Source organism: Streptococcus sp. KHUD_016 (genome assembly GCF_051106465.1).
GTDB lineage: Bacteria > Bacillota > Bacilli > Lactobacillales > Streptococcaceae > Streptococcus.
The window spans coordinates 715,028-732,280 of record NZ_CP193663.1; the positions used below are offsets into that span (position 1 = coordinate 715,028).

Annotated in this window: 15 protein-coding genes and 1 tRNA gene; 13 read left to right on the plus strand and 3 right to left on the minus strand. The window is 39.4% G+C overall.

Annotation, left to right across the window (positions count from 1 at the left end):
- The first annotated feature begins 160 nt into the window (after window positions 1-160).
- The 5 genes from pyrR to ACORHV_RS03275 all read left to right on the plus strand — a co-directional run bounded on the left by pyrR (window position 161) and on the right by ACORHV_RS03275 (window position 7,933).
- Window positions 161-682 (plus strand): bifunctional pyr operon transcriptional regulator/uracil phosphoribosyltransferase PyrR, encoded by a 522-nt coding sequence (gene pyrR, locus ACORHV_RS03255; RefSeq protein ID WP_000850018.1) that lies wholly within the window; start codon window positions 161-163, stop codon window positions 680-682.
- Window positions 683-700: 18 nt separating this feature from the next.
- On the plus strand, window positions 701-1,624 hold the full coding sequence (locus tag ACORHV_RS03260) for an aspartate carbamoyltransferase catalytic subunit (RefSeq protein ID WP_001293856.1): 924 nt from the start codon (window positions 701-703) through the stop codon (window positions 1,622-1,624).
- 49 nt (window positions 1,625-1,673) lie between these two features.
- Entirely contained in the window at window positions 1,674-2,753 is a 1,080-nt protein-coding gene (locus tag ACORHV_RS03265) for a carbamoyl phosphate synthase small subunit (protein WP_000166847.1), read from the plus strand.
- Window positions 2,754-3,201: 448 nt separating this feature from the next.
- Window positions 3,202-6,378, plus strand: coding sequence for a carbamoyl-phosphate synthase large subunit (gene carB, locus ACORHV_RS03270; RefSeq protein WP_008292738.1), 3,177 nt, complete (start codon window positions 3,202-3,204; stop codon window positions 6,376-6,378).
- A 220-nt stretch (window positions 6,379-6,598) separates the two neighbouring features.
- Window positions 6,599-7,933, plus strand: coding sequence for an Nramp family divalent metal transporter (locus tag ACORHV_RS03275; protein ID WP_070696992.1), 1,335 nt, complete (start codon window positions 6,599-6,601; stop codon window positions 7,931-7,933).
- A 115-nt stretch (window positions 7,934-8,048) separates the two neighbouring features.
- Here ACORHV_RS03275 and ACORHV_RS03280 read toward each other — a convergent pair whose 3' ends face one another.
- The 3 genes from ACORHV_RS03280 to ACORHV_RS03290 all read right to left on the minus strand — a co-directional run bounded on the left by ACORHV_RS03280 (window position 8,049) and on the right by ACORHV_RS03290 (window position 10,376).
- On the minus strand, window positions 8,049-8,291 hold the full coding sequence (locus ACORHV_RS03280) for a type B 50S ribosomal protein L31 (protein ID WP_000710762.1): 243 nt from the start codon (window positions 8,289-8,291) through the stop codon (window positions 8,049-8,051).
- Between the two features lie 163 nt (window positions 8,292-8,454).
- Entirely contained in the window at window positions 8,455-9,324 is an 870-nt protein-coding gene (locus ACORHV_RS03285) for a hypothetical protein (RefSeq protein ID WP_000414493.1), read from the minus strand.
- A 107-nt stretch (window positions 9,325-9,431) separates the two neighbouring features.
- Window positions 9,432-10,376, minus strand: coding sequence for a DHH family phosphoesterase (locus ACORHV_RS03290; protein ID WP_000401763.1), 945 nt, complete (start codon window positions 10,374-10,376; stop codon window positions 9,432-9,434).
- Window positions 10,377-10,479: 103 nt separating this feature from the next.
- Here ACORHV_RS03290 and ACORHV_RS03295 point away from each other — a divergent pair, with 103 nt between their 5' ends.
- The 8 genes from ACORHV_RS03295 (at window position 10,480) to cas1 (ending at window position 17,250) form a co-directional block, all read left to right on the plus strand.
- On the plus strand, window positions 10,480-10,923 hold the full coding sequence (locus ACORHV_RS03295) for a flavodoxin (protein WP_001162125.1): 444 nt from the start codon (window positions 10,480-10,482) through the stop codon (window positions 10,921-10,923).
- 115 nt (window positions 10,924-11,038) lie between these two features.
- Window positions 11,039-11,305, plus strand: coding sequence for a chorismate mutase (locus tag ACORHV_RS03300; RefSeq protein WP_000362352.1), 267 nt, complete (start codon window positions 11,039-11,041; stop codon window positions 11,303-11,305).
- Window positions 11,302-11,676, plus strand: a complete 375-nt coding sequence (gene crcB / locus ACORHV_RS03305; RefSeq protein WP_000712084.1) for a fluoride efflux transporter CrcB — start codon at window positions 11,302-11,304, stop codon at window positions 11,674-11,676. Before ACORHV_RS03300 ends, crcB (ACORHV_RS03305) begins: the two co-directional genes overlap by 4 nt.
- Window positions 11,670-11,999, plus strand: coding sequence for a fluoride efflux transporter CrcB (gene crcB / locus ACORHV_RS03310; RefSeq protein WP_000237413.1), 330 nt, complete (start codon window positions 11,670-11,672; stop codon window positions 11,997-11,999). The genes crcB (ACORHV_RS03305) and crcB (ACORHV_RS03310) overlap by 7 nt, the downstream gene beginning before the upstream one ends.
- 118 nt (window positions 12,000-12,117) lie before the next feature.
- Window positions 12,118-12,465: a 50S ribosomal protein L19 gene (gene rplS / locus ACORHV_RS03315; RefSeq protein WP_001068669.1), complete on the plus strand. Its 348-nt coding sequence runs from the start codon at window positions 12,118-12,120 to the stop codon at window positions 12,463-12,465.
- A gap of 41 nt (window positions 12,466-12,506) precedes the next feature.
- Window positions 12,507-12,578: transfer RNA gene (locus tag ACORHV_RS03320), tRNA-Arg, on the plus strand.
- 220 nt (window positions 12,579-12,798) lie between these two features.
- Window positions 12,799-16,164, plus strand: a complete 3,366-nt coding sequence (gene cas9, locus ACORHV_RS03325; RefSeq protein ID WP_001013909.1) for a type II CRISPR RNA-guided endonuclease Cas9 — start codon at window positions 12,799-12,801, stop codon at window positions 16,162-16,164.
- A 177-nt stretch (window positions 16,165-16,341) separates the two neighbouring features.
- The gene (cas1, locus tag ACORHV_RS03330) at window positions 16,342-17,250 is read left to right on the plus strand and encodes a type II CRISPR-associated endonuclease Cas1 (RefSeq protein WP_000220253.1); all 909 of its coding nucleotides are present in this window, start codon (window positions 16,342-16,344) and stop codon (window positions 17,248-17,250) included.
- Window positions 17,251-17,253 lie beyond the last annotated feature (3 nt).

The window sequence follows — 17,253 nt, forward strand, 5'->3', positions numbered from 1 at the left end:
GTAAATGATAACTAAATAGTCCTTTAAACCTGTCCCGTGAGGCAGGCAAGGAGCGCGATAAAGTAGAAGGGTGAAGTCTATACTGTATACAGTAGGGCTCGCTTAGCTATACATTTCAAGTCTCCTTGTAGAAGGAGACTTTTCTTTTTGGAGGTTTGTCATGAAGACAAAAGAAGTTGTAGACGAATTGACTGTCAAACGAGCGATTACGCGAATTACTTATGAGATTATTGAGCGCAATAAAGATTTGAATAAAATTATCCTAGCTGGGATAAAAACGCGTGGTGTTTTCATCGCTCATCGTATCAAAGAACGCTTGGAGCAGTTGGAAAACATCACTGTTCCTGTTGTGGAATTGGACACCAAACCTTTCCGTGATGATGTTAAAAGCGGAGAAGATACTTCTTTGATTTCTGTTGATGTGACAGACCGTGAAGTTATCTTGGTGGATGATGTACTCTATACAGGCCGTACCATCCGTGCTGCTATTGATAACATTGTCGGCCATGGTCGTCCTGCGCGCGTGAGTCTTGCGGTGCTAGTTGATCGTGGACATAGAGAATTGCCTATCCGTCCAGATTACGTTGGGAAAAATATCCCAACCAGTCGTTCTGAAGAAATCATCGTAGAGATGACAGAACTTGATGGCCAAGACAGAGTTCTGATTACTGAAGAAGCTTAGAAAGCTGAAGGAGTAGCCATGTCAGAAAATCAACAAGCATTGAACCATGTGGTTTCCATGGAAGACCTTACAGTTGATCAAGTGATGAAATTGATCAAACGAGGGATCGAGTTTAAAAACGGAGCCCAACTTCCCTACGAGAACAAACCTATCGTATCGAATCTCTTCTTTGAAGATTCTACACGGACACATAAGTCCTTTGAAGTGGCAGAGATTAAGCTGGGGCTGGAACGACTTGACTTTGATGTGAAGACTAGTTCGGTCAATAAGGGTGAGACACTGTATGATACCATCTTGACCCTATCTGCTCTAGGAGTGGATGTCTGTGTGATTCGCCACCCAGAGGTTGACTATTACAGAGAGTTGATTGCGAGTCCGTCGATTACGACTTCCATTATCAATGGTGGTGATGGCTCAGGTCAACATCCTAGCCAGAGCTTGCTTGATTTGATGACCATTTATGAGGAATTTGGGCACTTTGAGGGTCTCAAGGTTGCTATTGCAGGCGACTTGGACCACTCACGTGTTGCCAAGTCCAATATGCAGATTTTGAAACGCTTGGGAGCTGAACTATACTTTGCAGGACCTGAGGAATGGAGAAGTCAAGAATTTGCGGACTATGGACAGTTTGTAACTATTGATGAGATTGTTGATCAGGTGGATGTTCTGATGTTACTCCGAGTTCAACATGAACGCCATGATAGTGGAGCCGTTTTTTCAAAAGAAGATTACCATGCTCAACACGGTTTGAACCAAGAACGCTATAATCGCTTAAAAGAAACAGCAATCATAATGCATCCTGCTCCAGTTAATCGAGATGTGGAAATTGCTGACCACTTGGTTGAAGCATCAAAATCACGCATTGTCCAACAAATGACCAACGGTGTCTTTGTTCGAATGGCAATCTTAGAATCCGTACTGGCGAGTAGAAACGCCAACTAAAACACAAGACGTTAAAAGACGCCAGTGAGCGTCCACGAGAGGTGAAAATATGACAAAAAGACTTCTAGTATTAGAAGATGGCACAGTTTTTGAAGGCAAGGCCTTCGGAGCAGATATAGATGTAACAGGCGAAATCGTCTTTAATACAGGGATGACAGGCTATCAAGAATCCATTACTGACCAGTCTTATAATGGGCAAATCTTGACCTTTACCTATCCTTTGGTAGGAAATTATGGCATTAATCGTGATGATTACGAATCCATCATTCCAACTTGTAAGGGAGTTGTCGTTTTCGAAGAAGCGCGTCGAGCTAGCAACTGGCGCAACCAAATGACCTTGGATGAATTTTTGAAAGCTAAGAAAATTCCAGGTATTTCAGGGATTGATACGCGTGCACTTACCAAGATTATCCGTAAGCATGGTACCATGCGTGCAACCTTGACTCACGTTGGGGACAGTATGGACCATGTGACGGACCAGCTCCAAGCAACAGTCTTGCCGACAGACAATATCAAACAAGTTTCTACTAAAACTTCCTATCCAGCTCCAGGAGTTGGTTTGAGCGTGGTCTTAGTAGACTTTGGGCTCAAGCACTCAATTCTACGTGAACTTTCTAAGCGCAACTGTAACGTTACGGTTGTTCCGTATTCAACAACGGCAGAAGAAATTCTCCACCTCAATCCTGATGGAGTTATGTTATCAAATGGTCCAGGTAACCCAGAAGATGTTCCAGAAGCACTGGACATGATTCGTGGTGTGCAAGGAAAAATCCCAATCTTCGGAATTTGTATGGGGCACCAACTCTTTGCTATGGCAAACGGGGCTAAGACTTATAAGATGAAATTTGGACACCGTGGATTTAACCATGCAGTACGTGAGATTGCTACAGGCCGTGTAGACTTTACTAGCCAGAACCACGGTTATGCAGTCAGCCGTGAGGACTTGCCAGAGCATTTGATTATTACTCACGAAGAAATCAATGACAAGTCAGTTGAAGGTGTGCGTCACAGATACCAACCAGGTTTCTCTGTTCAATTCCACCCAGATGCAGCTCCTGGTCCACACGACGCAAGCTACCTATTTGACGAGTTTATCGAGATGATGGAAGCTTTTAAACAAGCAAACTAAGAACGAGTAAAAGCTCGTCGGAGAATTTATGTAACTGAACACGGACGGAAAGCTCGGAATTTAGAGAAACCAACTTGGATTGTCAATCCTTCCTTGATTTCCTAAAATTCAATCGCTTTCTATTCGTCCTTTGTATCTTATTTAATGTCGCTCTGTGAGGCGACGAATAGAAAGGCAGGTCGTTTCTTTTAGTCGCTATCAGGCGAACTAAAAACTCCCTGCACTAGATTTTTTATCGAAAAATATCGTTTCTCTAAAAAATCGTCGGAGAATTTATTTAATGGCAACCCGAGAGTTGCCGAATAGAAAGGAGAAGGGTGGTCCGTATTTGCTGAACTGAATACGGGCTACGGACGGTGCTAAAAAGATAGTTATTCCTAGAACTGATAGTTCTTCGTCATAACTCCTATTTTAGCTTTGTCCGCTTGACGCCCTTAATATCTTATAAATGCCTAAACGTACAGATATTCAAAAAATTATGGTGATTGGTTCTGGTCCGATTATTATTGGTCAGGCTGCTGAGTTTGACTACGCTGGGACCCAGGCCTGCTTGTCTTTGAAAGAGGAAGGTTATGAGGTTGTCTTGGTGAACTCAAACCCTGCCACCATCATGACGGACAAGGAGATTGCTGACAAGGTTTACATCGAACCAATTACACTTGAGTTTGTGACGCGTATTCTCCGTAAGGAACGTCCAGATGCCTTGCTTCCAACTCTTGGAGGCCAAACAGGGCTCAATATGGCCATGGAATTGTCTAAAAATGGTATCCTAGATGAATTGGGAGTAGAACTTCTCGGTACTAAATTATCGGCCATCGACCAAGCGGAGGACCGTGACCTCTTTAAACAATTGATGGAAGAGCTTGAGCAGCCAATCCCTGAATCTGAAATTGTCAACACAGTGGAAGAAGCTGTTGCCTTTGCGGCGTCAATCGGCTACCCTGTCATCGTCCGTCCAGCCTTTACCCTAGGTGGTACTGGTGGTGGTATGTGTGCCAATGAGGAAGAATTGCGTGAAATCGCTGAAAATGGTTTGAAACTGTCACCTGTTACCCAATGTTTGATTGAGCGTTCCATTGCAGGTTTCAAGGAAATCGAGTACGAAGTTATGCGTGACTCGGCTGACAATGCCCTCGTTGTTTGTAACATGGAAAACTTTGACCCAGTTGGAATTCACACAGGGGACTCTATTGTATTTGCCCCTGCGCAAACCATGTCAGACTATGAAAACCAAATGCTTCGTGATGCCAGCTTGAGCATTATCCGCGCTCTCAAGATTGAAGGTGGATGTAACGTTCAGCTAGCCCTTGATCCCCATAGCTTTAAGTACTATGTTATCGAAGTAAACCCTCGTGTATCGCGTTCTTCTGCCCTTGCTTCTAAGGCGACGGGTTATCCGATTGCCAAATTGGCTGCCAAGATTGCCGTTGGTTTGACTCTGGATGAGGTCATCAACCCAGTTACAGGTTCAACTTATGCTATGTTTGAACCAGCTCTTGACTACGTCGTTGCTAAGATTCCACGTTTCCCATTTGACAAGTTTGAAAAAGGGGAACGTCGTCTCGGTACCCAGATGAAGGCAACTGGAGAAGTTATGGCCATCGGTCGGAACATTGAGGAGTCTCTTCTTAAAGCCTGTCGTTCACTTGAAATTGGGGTTCACCACAATGAAATGCCTGAATTGGCAACCGTTTCTGATGATGCCTTGATTGAAAAGGTTGTCAAGGCCCAAGATGACCGTCTCTTCTACGTATCAGAAGCTATTCGCCGTGGTTACACACCAGAAGAAATCGCTGAGCTTACGAAAATTGATATCTTTTATCTTGATAAACTCTTGCACATCTTTGAAATTGAGCAAGAATTAGGTGCCCATCCACAAGATCTAGAAGTCTTGAAAACAGCTAAACTCAATGGATTTTCAGACCGCAAGATTGCGGAGCTTTGGGAAACGACAGCTGAGCAAGTTCGCCAACTTCGCTTGGAAAACAAGATTGTCCCAGTCTACAAGATGGTCGATACCTGTGCGGCGGAGTTTGACTCTGAAACACCATATTTCTATTCAACCTATGGATGGGAAAATGAGTCTATCAAGTCTGATAAGGAATCCGTCCTAGTCCTAGGTTCAGGTCCAATCCGTATCGGACAAGGGGTTGAGTTTGACTATGCAACTGTTCACTCTGTTAAGGCGATTCAGGCTGCTGGTTATGAAGCCATCATCATGAACTCAAATCCAGAGACTGTTTCGACGGACTTCTCTGTGTCTGACAAGCTCTACTTTGAGCCATTAACTTTTGAAGATGTCATGAATGTCATTGATTTGGAGCAACCAAAAGGCGTTATTGTTCAGTTCGGTGGTCAAACAGCTATCAACCTTGCAGAGCCCTTGGCAAAAGCTGGTGTGACCATCCTTGGTACGCAAGTCGCTGATCTAGACCGTGCAGAAGACCGTGACCTCTTCGAGCAAGCTCTAAAAGACCTGGATATTCCACAGCCACCAGGACAAACGGCTACCAATGAAGAAGAAGCCGTGCTTGCAGCTCGCAAGATTGGTTTCCCAGTCCTTGTTCGCCCATCTTATGTCTTGGGGGGACGTGCCATGGAAATCGTTGAAAACGAAGAAGACCTCCGTTCTTACATGCGTACCGCTGTTAAGGCTAGTCCAGACCACCCAGTTCTTGTTGACTCTTACATCGTTGGGCAAGAGTGTGAAGTTGATGCCATTTCAGATGGAGAAAATGTCCTTATCCCTGGTATCATGGAACATATCGAGCGTGCTGGTGTCCACTCAGGTGACTCCATGGCTGTTTATCCTCCACAAACCTTGTCGCGAAAGGTTCAGGAAACTATCGCAGACTACACCAAACGCCTAGCAATCGGCCTTAACTGTCTTGGGATGATGAACATCCAGTTTGTCATCAAGGATGAAAAAGTCTACGTTATTGAGGTCAATCCACGTGCCAGCCGTACGGTGCCATTCCTTTCTAAGGTAACTAATATTCCTATGGCTCAAGTAGCAACCAAGCTCATTCTTGGTCAAAGTCTTGAAGAACTTGGCTACCAAGATGGACTTTATCCAGAAAGCACTCGCGTTCATATCAAGGCGCCAGTCTTCTCCTTTACGAAACTAGCTAAGGTAGACAGCTTGCTCGGTCCTGAAATGAAGTCAACAGGGGAAGTTATGGGTTCTGATACTACTCTTGAAAAAGCTTTGTACAAGGCCTTTGAAGCTTCTTACCTGCACTTGCCAACTTTTGGAAATGTGGTCTTTACCATCGCTGATGATGCCAAAGATGAAGCCTTGGACTTGGCTCGTCGTTTCCAAAATATCGGCTACGGTATCCTCGCGACAGAAGGGACAGCAGCCTTCTTTGCTAGTCATGGACTGCAAGCCCAACCTGTTGGTAAGATCGGTGACGATGAACAGGATATCCCAAGCTTTGTTCGCAAAGGGAAAATTCAAGCAATTATCAATACTGTCGGAACCAAGCGAACTGCTGACGAAGATGGTGAGCAAATCCGCCGTTCAGCTATTGAACACGGTGTGCCACTATTTACAGCCCTAGATACAGCTAATGCCATGCTTAAGGTGCTAGAAAGCCGTAGTTTTGTCACAGAAGCGATCTAGTTGAGAAAGAATTTTTACAGTTTTAAAGCCAGCGTCAGAAAACGCTGGCTTTTGCAATACTGATATTGCTTATTTCAACTATCATTTTTTTTATTTGTAATCATTCTAAAATGTGATATAATAAGCGTGAATTGGAAATAGGTAAACTATTTTCATCATTCTTTCAAAAAATATTCTATTAAGAAATATGTAAAGACAGATTAGAAAGTGTAAAATCCCTATGTCCTCTTATAAAAAAGTCTCTCTTTCTGAGATCAATCAATCTATTGAAACTCCCAATAACAATCATTTTTGGCAAAATCTAAAAGCTTTTTTAGGACCTGGAGCCCTTGTAGCAGTTGGTTATATGGATCCTGGAAACTGGATTACTAGTGTGGTTGGTGGTGCTTCCTACAAATATAGTCTCTTATTTGTTATTTTGATTTCATCCATCATCGCCATGCAGTTACAACAGATGGCTGGAAAGCTCGGTATCGTAACTAAGATGGACCTAGCACAGGCAACTGCACATCATGCTCCCAAGTGGCTTCGCTATAGTCTTTGGGTGATTTTAGAATTAGCTTTAATGGCGACAGACTTAGCTGAGGTTCTAGGCTCAGCGATTGCCTTAAATCTTTTATTTAAAATACCGATTATGGTCGCTATCCTCTTAACCGTTTTAGATGTATTTCTTTTGTTGTTGTTAATGAAATTTGGCTTCAAAAAAATTGAAGCCATTGTTACGACCCTTATTTTAACCATATTAGCCATCTTTACCTATCTGGTAGCTTTATCCAATCCAAGTATCCAGGGGATTATTGGTGGTTATTTACCAACCTCAACTTTATTTGAAACACCATTGCCAGGTCATGAAAGCCAATTGACCTTGGCTCTAGGAATTGTAGGAGCTACAGTCATGCCCCATAATCTATATCTTCATTCTTCCCTATCCCAAACAAGGAAAATCAATCACAAAGATAAGAAGGATGTTCGAAAAGCCGTGCGTTTTATGACCTGGGATTCAAATATTCAGCTGTCCCTAGCCTTTATTGTCAATTCCTTGTTGCTCATTTTGGGTGCATCTCTCTTTTTTGGGCATGCATCTGAAATTTCAGCTTTTTCTCAAATGTACAATGCTTTACAAGATTCGAAGATAGCAGGAGCGATAGCTAGTTCAACTCTGTCAACTTTATTTGCCCTAGCCCTCTTAGCAAGTGGACAAAATTCGACCATTACAGGTACCTTGACAGGACAGATTGTCATGGAAGGTTTCTTACATCTAAGATTGCCACAGTGGATTATCCGTATCGGTACACGTATTTTTGCCTTGCTTCCTGTGATTATTGTAGCCGTCTTGTTTGGACATCAAGAAAAAACCTTAGATCAGTTATTGGTCTATTCACAGGTCTTTCTGTCAATTGCTCTTCCGTTTTCAATCTTCCCCTTAATCTATCTGACCTCTAAGAAGTCACTGATGGGAGAATTCACCAATGCTAAGTGGAACACCATCCTAGGTTACGCAGTTTCAATCATCTTGACCATTCTCAATATCAAGCTTCTTTTCGATATTTTTTAAACTCGTTTGAAATCAATCATAGTGTTAGCGTGAAGGTTGACAAATAGAAAGTAGTAGTGATTGGTTCATAAAAAGAAGTACAAAAAAAGAACAGTGGTAACTGTTCTTTTTTTGATTATTTGAGACCGTATTTTTTGTTGAAACGATCCACGCGTCCATCTGCTTGAGTGAACTTTTGACGTCCAGTGTAGAATGGGTGTGAGTCTGATGAAATTTCCACACGGATCAATGGGTAAGTTTCGCCTTCGAACTCAACAGTTTCGTTAGAGCGTTTTGTTGAACCGCTAAGGAATTTGTAACCAGTAGTTGTGTCCATGAAGACAACTGGGCGATATTCTGGATGGATATCTTTTTTCATTTTGCAATATTTCCTTTCTGCCATGGTCTCTTTGCGAGCCATAGATTGTTACCATACTAGTCTATCAGATTCTGATAAGTTTGGCAAGTCTTTTCCCTGATTTTATTAAAAATCTTGATAAAAAATCACTCCAGTGTTTACTGGAGTGAGGGTAGAAGAATGATTAGTTCTCTTGATTTGGAGTTTTTTCTTCTTGTTGATTTTTTACTTCTGTTTCTTTAACTGGTTCTGTGTTTTCTGCTGCTGATTTAGCCTCTTTTTCAGTTTCAGTAGGTTCTGTTTCTGTTGATTCTGTTACAGTTTCAGTTTCAGCTTCAGCCTCTGTTTCTGTTGGTTCGTTTACTGGCTCAGCTTCTGTTTTTGTTTCAGATTCTGTAGTTTCTTCTTTTACTGGTTCTGCGTTTTCTGCTGTTGATTCAGCTTCTACATTAGCTGGTTCCTTAGCTTCCTCTTTTTGCTCGGTTTCCTCTTTAGCTGTCTCTGTTTTTTCAGCTGTAGTTTCTTCTTTTTTACGTTCTTGAGATTCTTTTTTGATTTCTTCGACTGCAGTTTTAACGGTAGAGCTTGTTACACGTCCGACAGTTTGAGCAAAATCTTTACCAGACTCAGCTAATTCAGTAAATGATTCTTTGGTAATTTTACCACCTGACATTGCCAAGAGACCAGTTACAACTAGTGCAATGCTAGCAAGAATAGCTAAAATCAAACCAAAGCCGATTGAAATGCCATATCCACCAAAGTTAGACATGTATTTATTTACATTAAAGAGACTATTTAGTGTAACGAGAGTTGCAATTGCACCCGCAACAATGACACCAATTGAGAACCCTTTAGGCATTGCTTTATTCATGTTATTCAAGCACGCAAGAACAATAGACACAATAGCTGCGATAATGACAAACCACCCATCTCCTTGGTAACCATTCACACTATAGGACCCAAAAGCACCTGCATTTAAACTAGCCCATGGCAAAAGTGAACCAAGGATTGCTACTCCAGCAGAAATGAGGATAAACAAACGATTTTTTTCCATTATTAAGTCTCCTTTTATTCAGTTTGATTTATTATACCATAAACTGAGGTACAAAGAAACCGTATATTTTAAGAATCTAGCATATAAAAGGCCAACAAAATTCTTTCTTAGCCTTGGTGAACCTGTAGAGCCTCTTTCAGTTCTTTGTATATTTGTTCGTTTTCTTCTAGACTATAGGAATTGGCGCCACTAGCTAATGGATGTCCTCCTCCGTCGTGTTCTTTGGCAATTTCATTGATAGGGGTAATTTTACTGCGCATTCGCACACGGAAGTGACCATCAGCTTGCTCAACAAAGATAGCCCAAGCCTTAACAGTATCAATTCGACCAGGTGCTCCGACAATTGCCGCTGTTTCAGCATCCGTAACCTTATATTTTTCCAAGATGTCTTGAGTAAGCAGAACGCGTGCAGCCCCATTCTCATCAACTTCTAAGTGATCATAAACATATCCTTGCAATTTTGCAATCTTGAAGCTCATGGTATCCATTTGACGAGACAATCCAGCAAAGTCAAAATCAATTTCTCGGAGCTGGCCAGCTATTCTAAAGGTACGGGCACTAGTTGACGGGTAGAGAAAACGCCCTGTGTCTCCAACAATTCCTGCATAGAGAAGTCGTGCCGCTTCACTAGATAAAGCTAGCTGATTTTCTTGAGCAAATAGAGCAATCATCTCACTGGCGCTGCTTGAACTTGTATCCACCCAAGATAGGTCACCATAGATATCATCATTTGGATGGTGATCGATTTTGATGGTGAAATCAGCTTGTTCGTAGCGTTTATCATCGATACGAGGACGATTCGCTGTATCACAAATAATAGCAAGAGCTCCTTGGTAGTCACTGTCTTGGACAGTATCCATTTCCGCCATCCAAGTTAGAGTTGGTTCGTTAAAACCGACGGCTTTGATGGTCTTTTCAGGAAAATGGTGTGTGAGAAGAGCTTTCAAGCCTACCTGACTCCCTATGGCATCTGGATCTGGTTTCATATGACGGTGAATGATAATGGTATCGTATTCTTTGATTTTCTCTAATATTTGCTGGCAAATTTCCATAAATAACCTCAATTCTTTCTCATTTCATTGTAGCACAAGAATTTTTATTTTTAAAATGAAAAAGATATGATATAATGGAGAAAGATAAATTGAGGAGGACGATATGGCATTAGCAAAAATTGTATTTGCCAGTATGACCGGTAATACCGAAGAAATTGCAGATATTGTAGCAGATAAATTGCGAGATTTGGGCTTGGATGTCGATGTTGATGAATGTACGACTGTTGACGCTTCAGACTTCTTGGAAGCGGATATCGCAATCGTTGCGACTTACACTTACGGAGATGGAGAATTGCCAGATGAGATGATGGACTTCTACGAAGACCTAGCTGATCTCAACTTGAATGGCAAAATCTACGGAGTGGTCGGTTCAGGAGATACCTTCTACGACGAATTCTGTAAGGCTGTTGATGACTTTGATCGTGTATTTGTAGCGACAGGAGCTGAAAAAGGTTCAGAGTGCGTTAAAGTAGACCTTTCTGCCGAAGAAGAAGACATCGAACGCTTGGAACAATTCGCAGAAGAATTGGCTGCAAAAGTAGGATAAGAAACAAACTGCACTGACTGGAAGGAGTCAGTGCAGTTTTTAGTAGTTAAACTAGATTTTACTAGCCTATTTGCTGGCTTTTTGATACAATAATTCAAATAAAGGAGGAGACACTATGGATTTAGCTAGTATTCGGCAAGAAATTGATCAAATCGACGACCAAATCGTCAAGCTCCTAGAAGAACGGATGCATTTGGTTGAGGGAGTAGTTGCCTATAAGAAAGCCTCAGGAAAACCTATTTTAGATAGCAAGCGAGAAGAAGTCATTTTTGAAAGGGTAAGAAGTCGTGTAACCAATAAGAATTATCAAGAAACCATTGTTGCGACTTTTTCAGATATTCTCAAACGTTCGCGTGACTATCAGGATCAAAACATCAAATGAAAAAAGAACAATTCTATCCGCTAGGGATTTTTTTAGCTGCTATGTTGGGTGGACTTGTCCGCTATTTTCTATCTAGTCAGTTGCCAGCCAGTCCTGACTTTCCTTGGGGAACCCTCCTTGTCAACTATCTGGGAATTTTCTGCTTGGTCTATCTGGTAAAAGGCTATCTGGTCTATAAGGGAAGCAGTAAAGGTTTGGTTTTGGCGCTGGGTACAGGCTTTTGCGGTGGTTTAACAACCTTTTCTAGCCTGCTTTTGGATGCTGTGAAGTTGCTCGATACCGAGCGTTATCTTAGTTTAGGCATCTACCTACTTTTGAGTATTGGCGGAGGCCTGCTCTTGGCTTATTGTCTAGGGAGGAAGAAATGGTAATCGTCTATCTTGCAATCGCCTGCGGACTTGGAGCCCTGGTGCGTTATTTCTTTTCCCGCTATAATCAAGCTTCAAAATTACCTCTAGGAACTCTCATAGCCAATCTTATAGGATGTTTTTTAATTGGCTTACTCTACAATCATGTGGAGTCCAAGGAAATCTATGCTATCCTAGCGACAGGTTTTTGTGGAGGGTTGACGACCTTTTCAACCTTGAATGATGAGCTGCAAAGACTGTTAAGTGACAAGAAGGTATTTTATAGCTATTTTCTCTTAACTTACATAGGCGGTTTTCTAGCGATTTTTTTAGGAATTCTGCTATAAATTTCTTTACTTTTAGGTGGAAATTTGGTAAACTGTATCTTGTGTGTAATGGACGCACAAAAATACAGTTTATCCGCTGAGGAAGGTTCCTCAAGATTGACAAAGATAGGAGAATAAAATGAATCCATTAATCCAAAGCTTGACTGAAGGTCAACTTCGTACAGATATCCCATCATTCCGTCCTGGTGACACAGTTCGTGTACACGCGAAAGTTGTCGAAGGTAACCGTGAACGTATCCAGATTTTTGAAGGTGTTGTTATCGCACGTAAAGGTGCTGGCATCTCAGAAAACTACACAGTTCGTAAAATCTCTAACGGTGTAGGTGTTGAGCGTATCTTCCCAATTCACACTCCACGTGTTGAAAAAATCGAAGTTGTTCGTTACGGTAAAGTACGTCGTGCGAAATTGTACTACTTGCGTGCTCTTCAAGGTAAGGCAGCTCGTATCAAAGAAATCCGTCGTTAATTCGACTAAAAACTCTGCTCACCCAGCAGGGTTTTTCTCTAGCTCCCTTAGTTCAATGGATATAACAACTCCCTCCTAAGGAGTAGTTGCAGGTTCGATCCCTGCAGGGGGCATATAAACTATTGATTTTTTATGTAGAAATCACTCAAGTTAAAATAGAAATCTAAAAGCGTGAGACCACGCTTTTTTGTTTGTGGTGAATGATGGAAGTGGGAGAATTTGAATATAATTATATATAGTAAAAGATTTTAAGTAATTGCTTATAATTATTTGATTTTTTAGGAAGGAAAGAGTAAAATTTAGTTGATATGATAACTAGTTAGGAGATTGACTATGAACGGTTTAGTTTTAGGATTGGATATTGGTATTGCATCCGTAGGAGTGGGAATTCTAGAAAAAAATTCTGGAAAGATTATCCATGCGAATTCTCGTCTTTTTCCAGCTGCAACAGCTGATAATAATGTTGAAAGAAGAAAAAATAGACAGGCTCGACGATTACATCGTAGGAAAAAACACCGTGGTGTTCGCTTTCAAGATCTATTTGAAGACTATGGTTTGTTAACTGATTTTTCTAAGGTATCCATTAATCTTAATCCATATCGACTTCGTGTAGATGGCTTGAATCAGCAACTAACGAATGAAGAGCTGTTCATAGCTTTAAAGAACATTGTTAAGAGACGTGGTATTAGCTATTTAGATGATGCTTCTGAGGATGGGGGTACAGTATCATCTGATTATGGTAAGGCAGTTGAAGAAAATAGAAAATTACTTGCTGAACAAACACCTGGTCAAATCCAACTAGAACGTTTCGAAAAATATGGTCAGGTAAGAGGAGATTTCACTGTTGTGGAAAATGGTGAGAAACGCCGATTGATCAATGTTTTTTCAACATCTGCTTATAGAAAAGAAGCTGAAAGAATTCTTAGAAAACAGCAGGAATTCAATAGTAAAATTACAGATGAATTTATAGAGGATTGTCTAAAAATCCTTACAGGGAAAAGAAAATATTATCATGGACCAGGTAATGAAAAATCTCGGACGGATTATGGACGTTTTAGAACAGACGGTACGACGTTAGATAATATTTTTGGTATTTTAATTGGGAAATGTACATTTTATCCGGATGAATACAGAGCTTCAAAAGCTTCCTATACTGCTCAAGAGTTTAATTTACTAAATGATTTAAATAATTTAACAGTTCCTACAGAAACGAAGAAACTTAGTGAGGAACAAAAGAAAGTTATTGTTGAGTATGCTAAGGAAGCTAAAACCTTAGGAGCCTCAACCTTATTGAAGTACATTGCTAAAATGATTGATGCTTCAGTAGATCAGATACGTGGTTATCGAGTTGATGTAAACAATAAACCTGAAATACATACTTTTGAAGCATATCGAAAAATGCAATCGCTAGAAACAATTTCAGTTGGGGAATTGTCTAGAAATGTTCTAGATGAGCTTGCCCATATTTTAACTCTAAATACTGAACGAGAAGGTATAGAAGAAGCGATTAACACAAAGTTAAAGGATTCTTTTAGTCAAGACCAAGTACTTGAATTAGTTCAATTTAGAAAAAATAATAGCAGTCTATTTAGTAAGGGATGGCATAATTTTTCTCTTAAACTCATGATGGAATTGATACCAGAACTCTATGAAACTTCAGAAGAGCAAATGACAATTCTAACACGATTGGGGAAACAAAAATCTAAAGAAATATCAAAAAGAACCAAGTATATTGATGAAAAAGAATTAACAGAAGAAATTTATAACCCTGTAGTAGCAAAATCTGTCAGACAGGCCATAAAGATAATCAATGAAGCAACTAAAAAACATGGTATCTTTGATAATATCGTTATCGAAATGGCGCGTGAAAATAACGAAGAAGACGCTAAGAAAGATTATATAAAACGTCAAAAGGCAAACCAAGATGAGAAAAATGCAGCTATGGAAAAGGCTGCATTCCAATACAATGGGAAAAAAGAGTTACCAGATAGTATTTTTCATGGGCAGAAGGAATTGGCTACTAAGATTCGTTTATGGCACCAGCAGGGAGAGAAGTGTCTCTATACTGGGAAGAACATTCCAATTTCAGATTTAATTCACAATCAGTACAAGTACGAAATTGACCATATTTTACCTCTTTCTTTATCGTTTGATGATAGTCTATCTAATAAAGTATTGGTTCTAGCTACAGCAAACCAAGAAAAAGGCCAACGTACTCCGTTTCAGGCTTTAGATAGTATGGATGATGCCTGGTCCTACCGTGAGTTTAAATCTTATGTAAAAGAGTCTAAATTATTAGGTAATAAAAAGAAAGAGTACCTTTTAACGGAAGAAGATATTAGTAAAATTGAAGTGAAGCAGAAATTCATCGAACGGAATTTAATTGACACTCGATATTCTTCTCGAGTTGTTTTAAATGCTCTACAAGATTTTTATAAAGCGCATAAATTCGATACAACTATTTCGGTGGTACGTGGACAATTTACCTCTCAGCTAAGAAGAAAGTGGGGACTTGAAAAGTCTCGTGAGACTTACCATCATCATGCTGTTGATGCCTTAATTATTGCCGCTTCGAGTCAATTAAGATTATGGAAAAAACAGAATAATCCTCTGATTGCTTATAAAGAAGGACAGTTTGTTGATTCAGAGACTGGAGAAATTATTTCATTAAGTGATGATGAATACAAAGAGTTAGTGTTTAAAGCTCCTTATGACCATTTTGTTGATACATTAAGTAGCAAGACATTTGAGGATAGTATTCTATTTTCTTATCAAGTAGATTCAAAATTTAATCGAAAAATTTCAGATGCTACAATTTATGCAACAAGAAAAGCGAAATTGGATAAAGAGAAGTCTGAAGAAACTTATGTTTTAGGTAAGATTAAAGATATTTATAGTCAAGCAGGATATGATGCTTTCATTAAAATTTATAATAAAGATAAGAGTAAATTCTTGATGTATCACAAAGATCCACAAACATTTGAAAAAGTGATTGAAGAAATTTTAAGAACCTATCCTTCTAAAGAATTGAACGATAAAAATAAAGAGATCCCTTGCAATCCTTTTGAGAAATATAGACAAGAAAATGGGCCTATTCGAAAGTACAGTAAAAAAAGTAATGGTCCAGAAATTAAAAGTCTTAAATACTATGATAATAAACTAGGTAATCACATTGATATCACACCAGAAAGTAGTGATAATCAAGTGGTTCTTCAGTCACTTAAGCCTTGGAGGACAGATGTTTATTTTAATCATCAGACTAAAAAATATGAATTGATGGGTTTGAAATATTCTGATTTATCCTTTGAAAAAGGTAGTGGGAAATATAGTATTTCTAATCAGAAGTATAATTCTATAAAGAGAATTGAAGGTATCGATGAGCAGTCTGAATTTAAATTTACTCTCTATAAAAATGATTTGATATTAATAAAAGATTCAGAAAACAATGAACAAAAATTATTTAGATTTAATTCAAGGAATGATACGGCAAAACATTATATCGAATTAAAACCTTATGATAAAGCTAAATTTGATGGAGAACAAGAATTGATAACGATACTTGGAAATGTTGCGAAAGGAGGACGGTGTTTGAAAGGATTAAATAAATCAAATATCTCTATTTTTAAAGTCAAAACAGATGTTTTGGGTAAAAAACATATCATTAAAAAAGAGGGTGACGAACCAAAACTCAAATTTTAAAAAATATTAAAAAAAGAGTTGCAAACGCTGGTACAATGTATTATAATAGTAAATGTAAGGGACGCCTTGCACAGTTACTTAAATCTTGCAGAAGCTACAAAGATAAGGCTTCATGCCGAATTCAACACCCTGTCATTTATGGCGGGGTGTTTTCGTTTTGTGAAAGAGGGAAATACGATGACTTGGAGAATTGTGCATGTCTGTCAGAGTGAAAAAATGCAATTGAAGTTGGATAACCTTTTAATTAAGAAAATGGGTCAAGACTATGTTATCCCACTGAGTGATATTTCGATAATTGTAGCAGAAGGAGGGGAGACTGTTGTAACTTTAAGGTTATTAAGTGCTTTAAGTAAGTACAATATTGCCTTGATTGTCTGTGATAATGAGCACTTGCCTACTGGAATTTATCATTCTCAAAATGGCCATTTTAGAGCCTATAAAAAATTACAGGAGCAATTATTGTGGACGCAGGAGCAAAAAGATAAATTATGGCAGATAGTGACCTACTTCAAAATAAACAATCAGCAAGATGTTCTTGCAATGTTTGAGAAAAATATTGAATGCATTCAATTATTAGCAGACTATAAAGATCATATTGAATATGGAGATAAAACCAATCGTGAAGGTCATGCTGCTAAAGTTTATTTCAATGAATTATTTGGAAAGAAATTCGTACGTCTTACACAACAGGAAACGGATGTCATCAATGCTGGCCTAAATTATGGTTATGCAATCATGAGAGCGCAGATGGCACGTATTATTGCTGGTTATGGTTTGAATCCTTTGATTGGCATTTTCCATAAGAATGAATATAACCAGTTTAACTTGGTTGATGATCTAATGGAACCTTTTCGGCAGATTATCGATGTCTGGGTCTATCAAAATTTACGAGATGAAGAATATTTGAAGTACGAGTTTCGCTTGGCGCTAACAGATACATTAAATGCAAAGATTCGTTATGGGAAAGAAACGTGTTCTGTAACAGTAGCAATGGATAAATATGTCAAAGGCTTTCTAAAATGTATCTCTGATAAGGATACTAGTAAATTTTACTGTCCGGTGGTGTCGAGTATAGAATGGAGCTAAAGA